The sequence below is a fragment of the Rossellomorea marisflavi genome (assembly GCF_001274775.1).
Taxonomy (GTDB): domain Bacteria; phylum Bacillota; class Bacilli; order Bacillales; family Bacillaceae_B; genus Rossellomorea; species Rossellomorea marisflavi.
In genome coordinates this window covers 270,604-285,862 of record NZ_LGUE01000008.1, presented here as the reverse complement: position 1 = coordinate 285,862, position 15,259 = coordinate 270,604, and the positions used below count along the sequence as shown (strand labels likewise).

The 15,259-nt window shown below is 48.7% G+C and carries 17 protein-coding genes and 1 pseudogene; 16 read left to right on the top strand and 2 right to left on the bottom strand.

The annotated features are described in order from the left end of the window. Positions 1 to 229: 229 nt before the first annotated feature. The 3 genes and pseudogenes from AF331_RS19500 to AF331_RS22970 all read left to right on the top strand — a co-directional run. Positions 230 to 1,834, top strand: coding sequence for a CTP synthase (locus tag AF331_RS19500; RefSeq protein WP_053429666.1), 1,605 nt, complete (start codon positions 230 to 232; stop codon positions 1,832 to 1,834). Positions 1,835 to 2,025: 191 nt separating this feature from the next. Continuing rightward, on the top strand, positions 2,026 to 2,211 hold the full coding sequence (locus AF331_RS22610) for a hypothetical protein (protein ID WP_160316591.1): 186 nt from the start codon (positions 2,026 to 2,028) through the stop codon (positions 2,209 to 2,211). A 311-nt stretch (positions 2,212 to 2,522) separates the two neighbouring features. After that, positions 2,523 to 2,660: pseudogene (locus AF331_RS22970) on the top strand (ABC transporter permease); the annotation flags it as partial. 49 nt (positions 2,661 to 2,709) lie between these two features. On the opposite strand, the gene AF331_RS19495 reads toward AF331_RS22970, so the two are convergent. Beyond that, positions 2,710 to 3,234: a DUF2529 domain-containing protein gene (locus AF331_RS19495; RefSeq protein ID WP_053429665.1), complete on the bottom strand. Its 525-nt coding sequence runs from the start codon at positions 3,232 to 3,234 to the stop codon at positions 2,710 to 2,712. Between the two features lie 189 nt (positions 3,235 to 3,423). Here AF331_RS19495 and AF331_RS19490 point away from each other — a divergent pair, with 189 nt between their 5' ends. From AF331_RS19490 to glpX, 5 genes are all read left to right on the top strand, one after another. Then, positions 3,424 to 3,786 carry a response regulator gene (locus AF331_RS19490; RefSeq protein ID WP_048004830.1) on the top strand — a complete coding sequence of 121 codons (363 nt, stop codon included), beginning with the start codon at positions 3,424 to 3,426 and terminating at the stop codon, positions 3,784 to 3,786. A gap of 178 nt (positions 3,787 to 3,964) precedes the next feature. Then, positions 3,965 to 4,822 (top strand): class II fructose-bisphosphate aldolase, encoded by an 858-nt coding sequence (locus AF331_RS19485; RefSeq protein ID WP_053429664.1) that lies wholly within the window; start codon positions 3,965 to 3,967, stop codon positions 4,820 to 4,822. A 169-nt stretch (positions 4,823 to 4,991) separates the two neighbouring features. Continuing rightward, on the top strand, positions 4,992 to 5,633 hold the full coding sequence (fsa, locus tag AF331_RS19480; protein WP_053429663.1) for a fructose-6-phosphate aldolase: 642 nt from the start codon (positions 4,992 to 4,994) through the stop codon (positions 5,631 to 5,633). 164 nt (positions 5,634 to 5,797) lie between these two features. Then, positions 5,798 to 7,084 (top strand): UDP-N-acetylglucosamine 1-carboxyvinyltransferase, encoded by a 1,287-nt coding sequence (locus tag AF331_RS19475; RefSeq protein ID WP_053429662.1) that lies wholly within the window; start codon positions 5,798 to 5,800, stop codon positions 7,082 to 7,084. Positions 7,085 to 7,221: 137 nt separating this feature from the next. Then, positions 7,222 to 8,184 (top strand): class II fructose-bisphosphatase, encoded by a 963-nt coding sequence (glpX, locus tag AF331_RS19470; protein ID WP_053429661.1) that lies wholly within the window; start codon positions 7,222 to 7,224, stop codon positions 8,182 to 8,184. Between the two features lie 5 nt (positions 8,185 to 8,189). Here the strand turns inward: glpX and AF331_RS22605 are convergent, their stop codons facing one another. Beyond that, entirely contained in the window at positions 8,190 to 8,357 is a 168-nt protein-coding gene (locus tag AF331_RS22605; RefSeq protein ID WP_160316590.1) for a hypothetical protein, read from the bottom strand. Between the two features lie 103 nt (positions 8,358 to 8,460). On the opposite strand from AF331_RS22605, the gene rho reads away from it, so the two are divergent. The 8 genes from rho (at position 8,461) to AF331_RS19430 (ending at position 15,129) form a co-directional block, all read left to right on the top strand. Beyond that, positions 8,461 to 9,723: a transcription termination factor Rho gene (rho, locus tag AF331_RS19465; protein WP_048004835.1), complete on the top strand. Its 1,263-nt coding sequence runs from the start codon at positions 8,461 to 8,463 to the stop codon at positions 9,721 to 9,723. A gap of 168 nt (positions 9,724 to 9,891) precedes the next feature. Beyond that, complete coding sequence (rpmE, locus tag AF331_RS19460; protein WP_048004836.1) at positions 9,892 to 10,101, top strand: 50S ribosomal protein L31; 210 nt, start codon at positions 9,892 to 9,894, stop codon at positions 10,099 to 10,101. A 223-nt stretch (positions 10,102 to 10,324) separates the two neighbouring features. Then, positions 10,325 to 10,933 carry a thymidine kinase gene (locus tag AF331_RS19455; protein ID WP_048004837.1) on the top strand — a complete coding sequence of 203 codons (609 nt, stop codon included), beginning with the start codon at positions 10,325 to 10,327 and terminating at the stop codon, positions 10,931 to 10,933. A gap of 109 nt (positions 10,934 to 11,042) precedes the next feature. Beyond that, on the top strand, positions 11,043 to 11,489 hold the full coding sequence (locus AF331_RS19450) for a hypothetical protein (RefSeq protein WP_053429660.1): 447 nt from the start codon (positions 11,043 to 11,045) through the stop codon (positions 11,487 to 11,489). Between the two features lie 120 nt (positions 11,490 to 11,609). Further along, positions 11,610 to 12,683, top strand: a complete 1,074-nt coding sequence (prfA, locus tag AF331_RS19445) for a peptide chain release factor 1 (protein WP_053429659.1) — start codon at positions 11,610 to 11,612, stop codon at positions 12,681 to 12,683. After that, positions 12,683 to 13,543, top strand: a complete 861-nt coding sequence (prmC, locus tag AF331_RS19440; protein ID WP_053429658.1) for a peptide chain release factor N(5)-glutamine methyltransferase — start codon at positions 12,683 to 12,685, stop codon at positions 13,541 to 13,543. Before prfA ends, prmC begins: the two co-directional genes overlap by 1 nt. A gap of 171 nt (positions 13,544 to 13,714) precedes the next feature. Continuing rightward, positions 13,715 to 14,596, top strand: coding sequence for a stage II sporulation protein R (gene spoIIR, locus AF331_RS19435; protein WP_053429657.1), 882 nt, complete (start codon positions 13,715 to 13,717; stop codon positions 14,594 to 14,596). Positions 14,597 to 14,694: 98 nt separating this feature from the next. Then, complete coding sequence (locus AF331_RS19430; RefSeq protein WP_053072106.1) at positions 14,695 to 15,129, top strand: GNAT family N-acetyltransferase; 435 nt, start codon at positions 14,695 to 14,697, stop codon at positions 15,127 to 15,129. The last annotated feature ends 130 nt before the right edge of the window (positions 15,130 to 15,259 follow it).

The window sequence follows — 15,259 nt, the reverse complement described above, 5'->3', positions numbered from 1 at the left end:
TTTTCGGGAAAGATCCCGGAAGACGGGCGTATCGGGGCGGATTTCGCTTCACCCCTTATAATCTCATGTATAACGAAAAAAAGAGGCTGTCTTTTTAACGATGATGCCATGGAATATTTCAAAGAATGGACTTCCCATACTTTGAACATGATAAACCCATGGCGTGCGTACATAAGAGACACCCTCTACTTTTTTTGAACAAACTATATTCTTGAAGGGGGACATATACATGACTAAGTATATTTTCGTAACAGGCGGCGTAGTGTCGTCACTAGGGAAAGGGATCACAGCAGCGTCCCTTGGCAGATTGTTGAAAAATCGTGGCATCAGCGTCACGATCCAAAAATTCGATCCATACATCAACGTGGATCCGGGAACGATGAGCCCGTATCAGCACGGAGAAGTATTCGTAACCGATGATGGCGCGGAAACGGATCTTGACCTTGGTCATTATGAGCGCTTCGTCGACATCAACCTGACGAAATACAGCTCTGTGACAACAGGGAAAATCTACTCTACGGTCCTGAAAAAAGAGCGTCGAGGCGATTATCTTGGAGGGACGGTTCAGGTCATCCCTCACATCACGAACGAAATCAAAGAGCGCGTATACCGTGCCGGCCGTGAAACGAATTCCGATGTCGTCATCACGGAAATCGGCGGAACGGTAGGGGATATCGAATCCCTTCCATTCCTGGAAGCCATCCGTCAAATCAAGAGTGATGTAGGTCGCGACAACGTCATGTACATCCACTGTACGCTTGTTCCTTACATCAAAGCAGCGGGTGAAATGAAAACAAAACCGACACAACACAGCGTAAAAGAACTTCGCAGCCTGGGAATCCAGCCGAATGTCATCGTTGTCCGTGCAGAAATGCCGATGACTCAAGACATGAAAGACAAGATCGCCCTGTTCTGTGACATCGACAAGCATGCGGTCATCGAGGCGACAGATGCCGATACCCTTTACTCCATCCCGCTTTCCCTACAGGATCAAAAGCTGGATGAACTTACTTGTCAGCACCTTAAGCTCGACTGCCATGAGCCTGATATGACCGAATGGACAGAGCTCGTTGAACGCGTCCGCAATCTATCACGCAAAACGACGATCGCCCTTGTCGGTAAATATGTAGAGCTTCAAGATGCGTACATTTCCGTTGTGGAAGCACTCCGCCATGCCGGTTATCATTTCGACAGCGACATCCAAGTGAAATGGTTGAATTCAGAGCTCATCAATAAAGAGAACGTTCAAGAACAACTGGCCGATGCCGATGGGATCCTTGTCCCTGGTGGATTCGGAGACCGTGGTGTCGAAGGGAAGATCGTGGCAACCCAGTATGCACGTGAGAACAAGGTTCCATTCCTTGGAATCTGCCTCGGCATGCAGCTTGCTTCTGTAGAATACGCACGTAACGTCCTTGGACTCGAAGGCGCACATTCTGCAGAATTGAATCCTGATACACCGCATCCGATCATCGACCTTCTTCCTGAGCAGAAGGATATCGAAGACCTTGGTGGTACACTGCGCCTCGGACTTTACCCTTGTAAGCTGACTGAAGGGTCGAAAGCATATGCAGCATACGACGGTGAAGTGGTCTATGAGCGTCACCGCCACCGCTTCGAATTCAACAATCACTACCGTGAGCAAATGGAGAAAGCAGGATTTGTCTTCTCTGGAACAAGCCCGGACGGACGCCTTGTGGAAGTCATCGAGCTTAGCGACCACCCTTGGTTCGTCGCGTCCCAGTTCCACCCGGAATTCACATCCCGCCCGACACGTCCGCAGCCGCTCTTCAGAGATTTCATTGAAGCGACGCTTGCTTACGGAGAAAACTGATATCACTATGAATGAATGCCGCCGGGGCTTATTGCCGGCGGTTTTTTTGTGGAGTGAAGCGTTTAAAAGGATCACTTCTTTTTCCGCTTTAGAAGAGGAGGGAGTGGAGTAGGGGCAGTGGTAGTGGGAAGTTGGTAATAAACATCGGTAGTTGATCATAAAAGCTCTAAGTTGAAAATAAACCACCAAAGTTGTCAGTACGGTTCGATGAAAAAACAAGAGTTGGAAATAAAAAGTTAAAAGTCGGTAGAAAAAATCGGAAAGTTGAAAGTAAAATTGAAAAAGTCGGTAATAAATGGGGAGGGGTATCGGAAAAAGGGACAGGAATGCTGAAAATAGGTTGGATTTACTATAAATTGAGGAATGAAAGAGCTTAATCATCGCCCCACTACAGCCTATTTCACCCATTCGACAAAAAACGACGTTCCTTTTCTTTGAAAATCCCATATTACTTTATGAAAAATCACTTACTCCATACACCGTGACCACGTCCTCCCTGATGGTATGGTATGAGGCGCCTCTGTGGCTGGTCATCCTGCTTTCGATTGCCGTGGGGCACTTATTCGTCTATTCAACTCCCTTTACATCGTGAAGATCGGGATTCCCGACCTCCTAGCCACCCAGGGGCGATAAATATCATTTCCTGCCTCAACCGGACCTATACAGAAGGCTATTCGATCTACAGGTCACCTTCTTCGGGGCCGCCCTCATCGGCGTCCTCCTCAACGGACTCACCATGATGAATCTTGCCTACTATGCGTTCGAGATCATCAAGGGGAGCGTCCTGGTGCTTGCGCTAGCGGTCACCTACATCCACGCCAGGAAACTTCAAGCACATAAAAAAAATCGTACCGCCATCATCAGGCGGGACGATTTCATTCTTCATATTCTGATAGGATCTCTTTGATCAGGAACGATAGGGCAAAATAAATATAGAGGGCAGCCATGCTGGAAGGGAAGCTGACCCGTTCCCCGATCTCTTCCCCTGGAAGGAGCCCTTTGATGACTTTCGTATCAACGTGGAAGTCACAGATCTCCTCGAGGCTCCCATCTCCGGACACGATACCCGAGATCCCTACGGACGGGATTCCTTTTTCTGCGAGACCGCGGGCGAAGGTCACGGCTTCTTCATCGGTGGAAAGCCTGGTGACAATGAGGACGCGGTCGGCTTCCGTGAGCTCGGCGTCTTCGTGGTACCTTGCTGCTGAAGGCAAGGGCTCGGCGCCGGAAATGGCCTCAGCAGCCACGCCTTCCATTTCGCCGAATGCCTGTATGTAAATCGTGCCTTCCCCTATGGCAGCCTGGGCCAGCAGACGGGAGGAGTCTTCGATTTCGAATTCCTGCTTGCTGGAAATCCGCTGAAAGAGACCGGTCAGCTGAGTCGTGAACATCTTGATCATAATAAGTGGATTCTCCTTGTTTTCGAGTAATGGACTATACGTCATTATAAAGGTGACGTGATAAGAAGTAAAATGTTGTGGAAGAGAAGGATATTTCCCTTTGGTAGAGAATTACTTATAATAAAAGTTGGGCATCAGTGCAGGAACGTTTTTACATAACGATACAATAAACGGAGGGGATAGGGCTTTATGAACGAGAAAATACTAATCGTGGATGATCAATTTGGTATCAGGATTCTATTGAATGAGGTACTTCAAAAGGAAGGATATCAAACATTCCAGGCCGCGAACGGGATACAGGCACTGGAAATTGTCGATCAGCATTCCCCCGACCTTGTCCTCCTTGATATGAAAATACCTGGAATGGATGGAATTGAAATCCTGAAGAGGATGAAGCAAAAGGACGATGGGATCCGGGTCATCATCATGACGGCATACGGTGAGCTCGATATGATCCAGGAGGCGAAAGACCTTGGGGCTCTAACACATTTCGCTAAGCCATTTGATATCGACGACATCCGCCGGGCCGTCAAACAGTACATCCCTGCCTAAAATTTGTTAGAAAAATAAAAATAGTAGTATTTTTAGCATTTCGTCTTCTCTGTTGGTAAAATCTATTCTGTTTTGGTATGATACAAGTGAAATTGTAAACAATGTCACATGGTGCTATAACTAACACCGCCATCTCCAGACAGGATGGTATACTGACGGATAAAAGGAGGAAACAGTCATGCCTTTAGTGTCTATGAAAGACATGCTTATTCAAGCAAAAGAAAAAAACTATGCAGTTGGTCAGTTCAACCTGAACAACCTTGAGTTCACTCAAGCGATCCTGCAAGCTGCAGAAGAAGAGAAATCACCTGTCATTCTAGGTGTTTCTGAAGGTGCGGCACGTTACATGAGCGGATTCAAAACAGTCGTGAAGATTGTTGAAGGTCTTATGGAAGACTTGAACATCACTGTACCTGTTGCGATCCACTTGGACCACGGTTCAAGCTTCGATAAATGTAAAGAAGCGATCGATGCTGGATTCACATCTGTTATGATCGATGCTTCACACGGTCCTTTCGAAGAAAATATCGAAATCACTTCCAAAGTGGTTGAATATGCTCACTCAAAAGGTGTTTCTGTTGAAGCTGAACTTGGAACAGTGGGCGGTCAAGAAGATGATGTCATCGCTGATGGCGTAATCTATGCTGACCCTAAAGAGTGTCAAGAACTAGTAGAACGTACTGGTATTGATACACTTGCTCCAGCTCTTGGTTCTGTTCACGGTCCTTACAAAGGTGAACCAAACCTAGGCTTCAAAGAAATGGAAGAAATCGGAGCAGCTACTGGTGTTCCTCTAGTACTTCACGGTGGTACTGGTATTCCGACAAAAGATATCCAAAAAGCGATCTCTTACGGAACTGCTAAAATCAACGTGAACACTGAAAACCAAATCGCTTCAGCTAAGAAAGTACGCGAAGTACTTGCTGCTGATTCTGAAGTATACGATCCACGTAAATACCTCGGACCTGCTCGCGAAGCAATCAAAGCGACAGTAATCGGTAAAATGCGTGAATTCGGTTCTTCTAACCAAGCGTAATCAATAAGGTCAAAAGTAGGAAAAGCGTGCCGTCAGGTTAGTCTTTTCCCTTTTGTGGTATGTATAGAATGCAGATGGATGGGACTGGCACCAGTGAAAATGACTGGTCCAGTCCTTTCCGTTCATTTAAGTTGATTGAAAATTTTGTCGAAACCTGGGGGAGAGGGAAATGAAATTTTTTATTGATACAGCGAACATGGACGAAATCAGAGAAGCGTACAACTGGGGGATCGTGTCTGGTGTGACGACGAATCCATCTTTGGTGGCAAAGGAAAAAGGGGTGACCTTTGAAGAGCGCCTCAAGGAAATCACAGAGCTCGTACCGGGATCTGTCAGCGCAGAAGTCATTGCGCTAGATGCTGAAGGAATGATCAAGGAAGGGCTGGAACTGGCCAAGATCGCTCCGAATATCACGATCAAATTGCCGATGACCCCGGATGGGCTGACGGCAGCATCTACTTTTGCTAAAGAAGGAATCAAGACCAATGTGACGTTAATCTTCAGTGCGAACCAAGCACTCCTTGCCGCACGTGCAGGTGCTACCTACGTTTCGCCTTTTTTAGGAAGACTAGATGATATCGGGCATGACGGTCTTGAACTGGTATCGAAGATTGCTGAAATCTTCGCCATCCACGGTCTTGAAACAGAGATAATCGCGGCGTCCACCCGCCATCCGCAGCATATTACGGAAGCAGCGCTCCGGGGGGCACATATTGCCACTGTCCCTCTCAAAGTGCTCAAGCAGCTGTTCCATCATCCACTGACGGATAAAGGGATCGAAGCGTTCCTGGCAGACTGGAACAACCGCTGACTCTGCGTTATAGTAAAGAGTGGAATTTTTTCGAGCAAATCATACATGATTTGACGAAAGATGTATACACTAGTAGACAATACTTCTTAGACGGTTCGTTTATGGAAAATTAATCCTTTTGGCTGGCAGGCTTAAACCTGTGCAGCAAGGAAGGGAGTTTAACTATGGAAAAGCTTAAAATTGCAGGCGGCTATCCGCTTGAGGGGACCATCAAGGTAAGTGGTGCGAAAAACAGCGCCGTCGCCCTGATCCCGGCTACCATTTTGGCCGATTCCCCTGTGACGATTGAAGGGCTTCCGGATATCTCGGATGTACGGACGCTCAAAGACCTCCTCGAAGAAATCGGGGGTACGGTCAGCCTCGGTGATGATGGAGAAATGAATGTCGATCCATCCAGCATGGTGTCCATGCCTCTGCCGAGCGGAAAAGTAAAAAAACTTCGTGCTTCCTACTATTTAATGGGTGCCATGCTTGGACGCTTCAAGAAAGCCGTCATCGGCCTGCCTGGAGGATGCCACCTTGGACCCCGCCCCATTGACCAGCATATCAAAGGCTTTGAGGCCTTGGGGGCCGAAGTGACGAATGAGCAGGGAGCCATCTATCTCCGTGCTGAGGAACTCAGGGGCGCCAGGATCTATCTTGATGTGGTAAGCGTAGGAGCCACCATCAACATCATGCTTGCAGCCGTCCGGGCAAAAGGCCGTACCGTCATCGAAAACGCGGCCAAAGAACCGGAAATCATCGATGTGGCTACGCTTCTATCGAATATGGGTGCGAAGATCAAAGGGGCAGGCACCGACGTGATACGGATCGATGGAGTCGATGAACTTCACGGATGCCGCCACACAATCATCCCTGATCGGATCGAGGCAGGGACATTCATGATTCTGGCTGCTGCCGTCGGCAAAGGCGTATTGGTCGATAATGTCATTCCCCTCCATATGGAATCTGTTATTGCCAAGCTCAGGGAAATGGGTGTACCTGTGGAGACGAACGATGATCAGATCTTCATCGGCAGGGCGGACAAGCTCAAAGCCGTCGACGTGAAGACCCTCGTCTACCCTGGTTTCCCGACTGACCTCCAGCAGCCGTTCACGACCCTCCTGAATAGGGCGGAAGGTTCAGCTGTGGTGACTGACACGATCTATTCTGCGCGATTCAAGCATATTGACGAGCTCAGAAGGATGAATGCAACGATCAAGGTCGAGGGGCGTTCCGCCATCGTCAATGGACCTGTACAACTGCAGGGAGCCAAGGTGAAGGCAAGTGACCTTCGCGCTGGTGCGGCTCTTGTCATTGCCGGACTCATGGGGGAAGGTGTCACGGAAGTCACGGGGTTGGAACATATCGATCGCGGCTACAGCGACCTCGTCGAAAAACTCGAAGGATTGGGTGCAACCATCTGGAGAGAGAAGATGACCGAGGAAGAATTGGAACAACTAAAATCGTAAAAACAATTATTTCAGAAAAATGACTCTCGCTCCCGTTTGAATGTGATACAATAAATCTGTCATTAGGTTATACAATTTAAGCTGTTTCGCTTCATAGGCGGAAGGCTCACATAAACGGGAATGGGAGGCTTTTATTCATGGAGAGAAGTTTATCGATGGAACTTGTACGGGTGACGGAAGGCGCCGCGCTTGCATCAGCTCGCTGGATGGGACGCGGTTTAAAGGATGAAGCAGACGACGCTGCAACATCTGCCATGAGGGATGTATTCGATACGGTACCGATGAAGGGCACGGTCGTCATCGGTGAAGGCGAGATGGACGAAGCGCCTATGCTGTATATCGGAGAAAAGCTCGGGACAGGCTATGGTCCGCGCGTGGATGTGGCCGTCGATCCCTTGGAAGGGACGAATATCGTCGCTTCCGGTGGATGGAACGCACTTGCGGTCCTGGCTGTTGCCGATGATGGCAATCTGCTCAATGCTCCTGATATGTACATGGACAAAATCGCCGTCGGGCCAGAAGCCGTCGGGCAGATCGATATCAATGCGTCCATCCTCGACAACCTGAAAGCTGTCGCCAAGGCAAAGAACAAAGACATCGAGGATGTAGTGGCAACGGTCCTGAACCGTGAACGCCATCAGCATATCATCCAGCAGCTCAGGGACGTCGGGTGCCGGATCAAACTCATCAATGATGGGGATGTTGCAGGTGCCATGAACACGGCCTTTGACCATACGGGTGTGGACATCCTGTTCGGATCGGGTGGAGCTCCTGAAGGGGTACTCGCTGCTGTTGCATTGAAGTGCCTTGGAGGAGAGATCCAAGGGAAGCTGCTTCCTCAGAATGATGCCGAACTGCAGCGATGCATCGGTATGGGTCTCGACGTCGACAAGATCCTTCGCATGGAGGACCTTGTATGCGGAGATGACGCCATCTTCGCGGCTACAGGTGTAACCGATGGAGAGCTCCTGAAAGGTGTCCAGCTGAAAGGTGCCTACGGGTTGACCCACTCGGTCGTCATGCGTGCCAAATCAGGAACCGTACGATTCATCGATGGAAGGCACAGCCTCCAAAAGAAACCGAATCTCGTCATGAAATAAGAGTCTCATACAGGATGAAGGGCAGAAGTGGTTCTGCCCTTCATTACTTCTGTTGCCGCATGCCCTTTCTTCACCATTTTCCTTCCTTCATTCCCCTGTACGGATTGTCCAGCCGGCCGAAACGGCATCTTGCGTAAATGGATGAGTATAGGTACAATGAGTAAGGTTTTCACTTCAGCTAGAACTCATTTTAACTGCTTCATTCATCATTTCTTCAGTCATTTCCTCAAAACCTATGCCCTTTAGAAGGACAAATTAATAAAGCGTGGTGTCATTATGGAAGAATTAACGATTTCCAGCTTGGAAAATATGAAGCTGAAAGAGCTTTATGAGCTGGCCAAACAATACAAAGTTTCATATTATAGTAAATTAACGAAAAAAGAGCTTATTTTTGCCATCCTCAAGGTGAGGGCGGAACAGGAAGGCTTCTTCTTCATGGAAGGGGTACTCGAGATCATCCAGTCAGAAGGCTTCGGATTCCTTCGACCGATCAATTATTCACCGAGCTCGGAGGATATTTATATCTCTGCTTCACAGATCAGACGCTTCGACCTGAGGAATGGGGATAAAGTGTCTGGTAAAGTGCGTCCTCCAAAGGAAAACGAGCGTTATTTCGGACTGCTTCAAGTAGAGATGGTCAACGGGGAAGAACCTAATGCAGCGAAGGAACGCGTTCATTTCCCGGGACTTACTCCTTTATATCCTGATCGCCAAATCAAGCTAGAAACCACACCGAACAAAATCTCGACGCGGATCATGGATCTGATGGCGCCTGTCGGTTTCGGTCAGCGTGGATTGGTCGTTGCCCCGCCTAAAGCGGGTAAGACGATGCTCATCAAGGAGATCGCCAATTCCATCACCACCAATCATCCGGAAGCGGAGCTGATCATCCTCCTCATCGACGAACGTCCTGAGGAAGTGACAGACATCGAGCGTTCCGTTGAAGCGGAAGTGGTCAGCTCGACCTTCGATGAAGTGCCTGAGAATCATATCAAGGTGGCGGAGCTTGTCCTTGAACGTGCAATGCGTCTCGTGGAGCACAAGCGCGATGTCATCATCCTCATGGACAGCATCACCCGTCTGGCACGTGCCTATAACTTGGTCATTCCACCAAGCGGACGTACGCTTTCGGGCGGGATCGATCCGGCAGCATTCCACCGTCCGAAGCGCTTCTTCGGTGCAGCGCGTAATATCGAAGAAGGCGGAAGCCTCACCGTTCTTGCCACGGCTCTTGTTGATACGGGGTCACGTATGGATGATGTCATCTATGAAGAGTTCAAAGGAACGGGCAACATGGAGCTTCACCTTGATCGTTCCCTCGCTGAACGACGCATCTTCCCTGCCATCGACATCCGCCGTTCGGGTACGCGTAAGGAAGAACTCCTTATTCAGCCTGATCATCTCGATAAACTGTGGGCCATCCGTAAAGCCATGTCGGATCAGCCTGATTTTGCCGAGAAACTCATGCGTAAAATCAAACAGACGAAGACGAACGAAGAGTTCTTCAACGTGTTGGCTGATGAAGCGAAAAAAAGATAACGGGGTTGCAAGATAGGGACGACCTTGTTATAATATAATCAATGTGTTTTGAATAACTGGATGTGGTAAGGGGCTGGCTGTTTAACGGCTTATGCTCATATCACATATTTATCTTCGTAAATAAATTACTCTGTCTCAGATGATTCAGGGCGGAAGGAGATGAACGTAATGAAACAAGGAATTCATCCAAAGTACAACACAATCACTGTGAAATGTGCATGCGGTAACGAATTTGAAACTGGTTCAGTAGCAGAAGAAATGCGCGTTGAGGTTTGTTCTGAATGCCATCCATTCTACACTGGCCGTCAGAAATTCGCGGATGCTGGTGGACGTGTTGACCGTTTCAACAAAAAATACGGTCTTAAATCTAACCAATAATGAAATAGAAGGGCGTCGTCCCTTCTATTCCAGAACAGGCAAGGATGTTCATGCTTGCCTGTTTTTTATTAGCCCATTTTACGATTTCGGGCGGATGAACAGGACAAAAGTCGGGCATGGAGCGTTTCGTGCCTCTTTTTTTCTGGAAAAATCACCTGAATGATTCGTTTACATATAGGCATGCTTAACATAAGGATGAAACAGGGAAAGGAGCGACGCTTTCGTGTATGTCATGAAACAGACCGGTTGGGTTGAAGTCATTTGCGGCAGTATGTTTTCAGGTAAATCGGAAGAGCTGATCCGCCGGGTCAGACGGACTCAATTTGCTAAACAGGAAATTGCGGTATACAAACCAAAGTTGGATAACCGCTATAGTGAGGAATCCGTGGTGTCCCATAATGGAACATCCGTGATTGCCAAAGCCATGGAGAATGCAAGCAGCATCTTGGAAGATCTGAATCCGAAGGTGGACGTCGTCGCCATCGACGAAGTGCAGTTCTTTGACGATGCCATCGTCGGAGTAGCCCAGAAGCTTGCCAACAGCGGGTATCGTGTTATCCTGGCGGGGCTGGATCAAGATTTCCGGGGGGAGCCATTCGGACCGATGCCGGAACTCCTGTCCATTGCCGAGCAAGTGACGAAGCTGCAAGCCGTCTGTGCCGTCTGCGGATCACCGGCAAGCAGGACGCAGCGTCTCATCAACGGCGAACCTGCATGCTATGATGATCCAATCATCCTTGTCGGCGCATCGGAGGCTTACGAGCCTAGATGCCGCCATCATCATGAAGTCCCGACAGGAGTCAGTGTGACTCCTGATATGCTCAAGAACTGACCGTCCTCTATCCGAGGCGGTTTTTTTGTGCTCATATTTTTCCATGAAACCTGTGACTGTATACCTCGAGTGAATAGGGAAAACCTAACCATCAGGAGGTGTTTGGAAGATGAAGAACATCATCTTTTGTCTATGTAGCGGTGTGGTCCTCTTTACAGCGGGTTGTGGAGTGAATCAGGAATCCGGATTCGGAACGAACGAAGATCAAAACGGTACCCGATTCGTGAACAACCACAAGAATGGGCTGAAACAATCTGATCGTAACGTCCAGGATATGTCGAATGGGAATCCGAACTTTCCCAACCTGTCCAGTCAGCCGGGTGCTACGTCATCATCCATGGGTCAGTATGTCGATAAAGCGCGTCAAGTGGTGGCGGATGAGTCATCCTTCGAACCGGATGAAGTATGGATCAACGGCGATCAGATGTGGGTCACGGCCCACACCCGGAAGCGGATGGGCCATTCGGAATTGGATAAAAACGAAGCCATGCTCAAAGAAGAGCTTGAGAGGGCGCTGCCCCGTTTTCATATGAACGTCAAGATCACGGAACAATAGCCTATTTCGACAAGCAGGAGCAGTTCCTGCTTGTCTTCTTCCAATTGTGAACCATCTTGTGTTTACCTAATCGGTATAATATAATTAGACTGTTATGGACTAAAATTGAGGTGAATAGCTGTGTATGATCGTTTACAAGCAGTGGAAGATCGCTATGACAAGCTGAACGAATTGCTGAGTGATCCGGAAATTGTGAATGACCCTAAGAAGCTAAGAGAATATTCAAAAGAACAATCTGATATCCAGGCAACAGTGGAAGCTTATCGTGAATATAAAGAATTGAATCAGCAGTACAAGGACGCCAAAGCCATGCTCGAGGACAAACTGGACGCCGATATGCGCGAAATGGTGAAGGAAGAAGTATCGGAACTCGAAGAGCAGATCACCGCCCTTGAAGAGCGCCTTAAGATCCTCCTCATCCCGAAAGACCCGAATGATGACAAGAACGTTATCATGGAGGTAAGGGGTGCAGCAGGTGGAGATGAAGCCGCACTATTTGCAGGTGACCTTTATCGCATGTACAGCCGTTTCGCTGAAAGTCAGGGCTGGAAGATTGAAGTGATGGAAGCGAACTCCACCGGTGTGGGCGGATACAAGGAAATCATCTTCATGATCAATGGAAATGGCGCTTATTCTAAAATGAAGTATGAGAACGGAGCCCATCGTGTACAGCGCGTACCTGAAACGGAATCAGGAGGCAGGATCCATACGTCCACGGCTACCGTCGCGTGCCTGCCGGAAGCAGAAGAAGTCGAAGTCGATATCCATGATAAAGATATCCGAGTCGATACATTCGCATCCAGCGGACCTGGAGGGCAGAGTGTCAACACGACCATGTCGGCCGTGCGCCTGACTCACTTGCCAACCGGTGTCGTTGTATCCTGTCAGGATGAAAAGTCCCAGATCAAGAACAAAGAGAAGGCCATGAAGGTCCTGCGTGCACGTGTTTATGATAAATTCCAGCGAGAAGCACAGGCTGAATATGATGCCACACGTAAGTCCGCAGTCGGTACGGGAGACCGCTCGGAGCGTATCCGTACGTACAATTTCCCTCAAAACCGCGTAACCGATCACCGCATCGGCTTGACGATCCAGAAGCTCGATCAGATCCTTGAAGGCAAGATGGATGATGTCATCGATGCCCTGATCATTGAAGACCAATCCAAGCTTCTTGAACGGATGGAAGAAGTCTGATGCCGTCGGTATTCGAAGCCCTGAGATGGGCTTCTTCTTTTTTAAAGGAGCATGGACGGGATGAGAATGCGGGCGAGCTCTATCTCCGTCATCTGTTGGATATGTCACGGGCAAGGCTGTTTGCCGAGCAGAAAACGGTTTTGGAAGACTCATTATGGGAGGAATTCCAGAGTGGCATGGATGCCCACGTATCCGGGATTCCGATCCAACACTTGATCGGGAGCGAGGAATTCTATGGACGTTCTTTCACGGTGAACCGTCACGTGTTAATCCCGCGACCTGAGACCGAAGAGCTTGTGTATTACAGCCTTGAGCGGATGAAGAGGCTGTTCAACCGCTCCCATATCATCCAGGCTGCCGATATCGGGACGGGGAGCGGTGCCATCGCGATTTCCCTTGCTCTTGAGTACGATGGAGATGTGAACGTAAGGGCAGTGGATGTTTCCGCGGATGCCCTTGAGGTGGCGAAAAAAAATGCAGAGCGCTTGGAGGCGGATGTGACATTCTATCATGGTGACCTGCTTCAACCGTTGATGGAAGAAGGCGTCGCCCTCGACGTGTTGCTTTCGAACCCACCGTATATCCCCCTTTCCGACCGTGAAACGTTGTCGGAGGTGGTAGTGGATCATGAACCGTCTCTGGCCCTTTTTGGGGGAGAAGACGGATATGACCTGTATCGACGGTTCATGGAAGGGTTGCCCCGCATCATGAATGAACGATTCCTCATCGGCTTCGAGGTCGGTACAGGACAAGGGGAGACAGTGGCTGAAATGCTCACAAAAGCATTCCCCCGGTCGTCTGTCGAAGTCGTCATGGATATCAACGGAAAGGACCGGATGGTCTTCTGTGAGCAAGCATAACAAGCGTCCCTGTCTTCTGAGAAGGCAGGGGCGCTTTTGTTTTAACCAGCTGATAGATTGAAAGACTGGTAGTATCTGACCTGATTGCGGAAAGAAAAGAAAAAATCATTTTACTAGTTTAAGATGTCCCCACCTTGTCCACAATGTGACTAAGGGAAGGTGGAGAGAAACATGAAAACAAAACAATTGGTATTAAGCTACTTACTCATTCTATCAGTAGGCACGATCTTGAGTTTATATATTCCGAAGCAAGAAGCCGTAACAAGCGCGCAGGAAACCGTCATGATCCCGGAGGATGCGATCAGGCTAAGGATTTTGGCCAACAGCGACCGGGATGAAGATCAAAACGTCAAACGTCTCGTCCGCGATGAGGTCAACAAGGAAATCACCAGCTGGGTATCGGAGCTACAGGATAAGGAAGAAGCCAAGCACGTCATCAAGGAAGGACTTCCGCAATTGAAGGAGATCGCCCAGGACGTGTTGAAGGAAGAAGGAGTAAGCCAGAGTGTAGACATCGAATTCGGTAAGGTCGATTTTCCGACCAAGCTTTACGGTCAGTTCCTCTATCCTGCAGGTGAATATGAAGCCGTCCTGATCACCCTCGGCAAAGGAGAAGGAGCGAACTGGTGGTGCGTCCTGTATCCGCCCCTATGCTTCCTGGATTTCTCTACTGGGAATGCCGTCAGCAGCCAAGGATTTGAAACGAAAGTGGAAGCGAGCGGCAAGGAAGTCACAACAGCGGATGACCGTGTGATGGCAGAAACGGAAGTGAAGCAAGATACAATGCCGGAAGCGGACGCTCAAGCAGATGAGCAGGAAGCCTCTCCCGCAAGTGAACCAGAGGAGAAGGCAACACCGAATAGCGATGAAGATGCCATCGTGGAAGAATCAGCCGTCAAAGCGGAGAAGCCTCTGACAGAGAGCGTTGATGCACAGGTGAACGTATCTGATGAAGAGGAAGCTCAGAATCAGCCGGTATTTGCCGAAGAGAAGGAAGAGGAAGTCGAAGTCCGTTTCTTTATCGTCGATATGGTCAAAGGACTATTCAAATAAGCCTGAAGAGAGCCGATATGGCTCTCTTTTTATGTTCTACTTTCTCTAGCTACTCATACACTTACAATAAGGATGATAGAAAAGGGAGGACAATCACTATGTCGAAGACCATTCGTCAGGCTGTGATCGCCGACGCACTGCCGATCATTGCCTTTTTAAAGCAGGCGGACTTAAGTACGGAAGGCGTATACGGAAGCATCGACCGCTTCCTTGTCGTAGAGAATGAAGAAGGAGACATCATCGGCACATTGGGAATCGAGACCCGCGGTAAAGTGGGGCTGCTGCGTTCCCTCGTCGTCACGCCGTCATTCAGTACCGAAGAGCTATTTGCCCTTTTCCAGGAAAGCTTGAAACTCGCCAAAGAAAAGGAAATTGAACGGCTCTATCTCATCACGAACCGGCAGGCGTCACTTCGTTTCTTTCACCTACTGGGATTCAGTGAAAGTTCCTTCGTAGATGATTTAGCTGGATTCGTCCACGCGCAGAAGTTATCCACTGTGGATAACTGCATGGTTATGAAGCTGGAGATGTGACATTGTTCGTTATAATGAAAATGAGCTAGAAAGGGTCAAAATGGGAACCGCTTTATTCCTTTTGGAGTGAAATTCCAAGCGAAAGAGAAAAGCATAATGACGAAACAATTGATGTTTTCAGAAATTATAC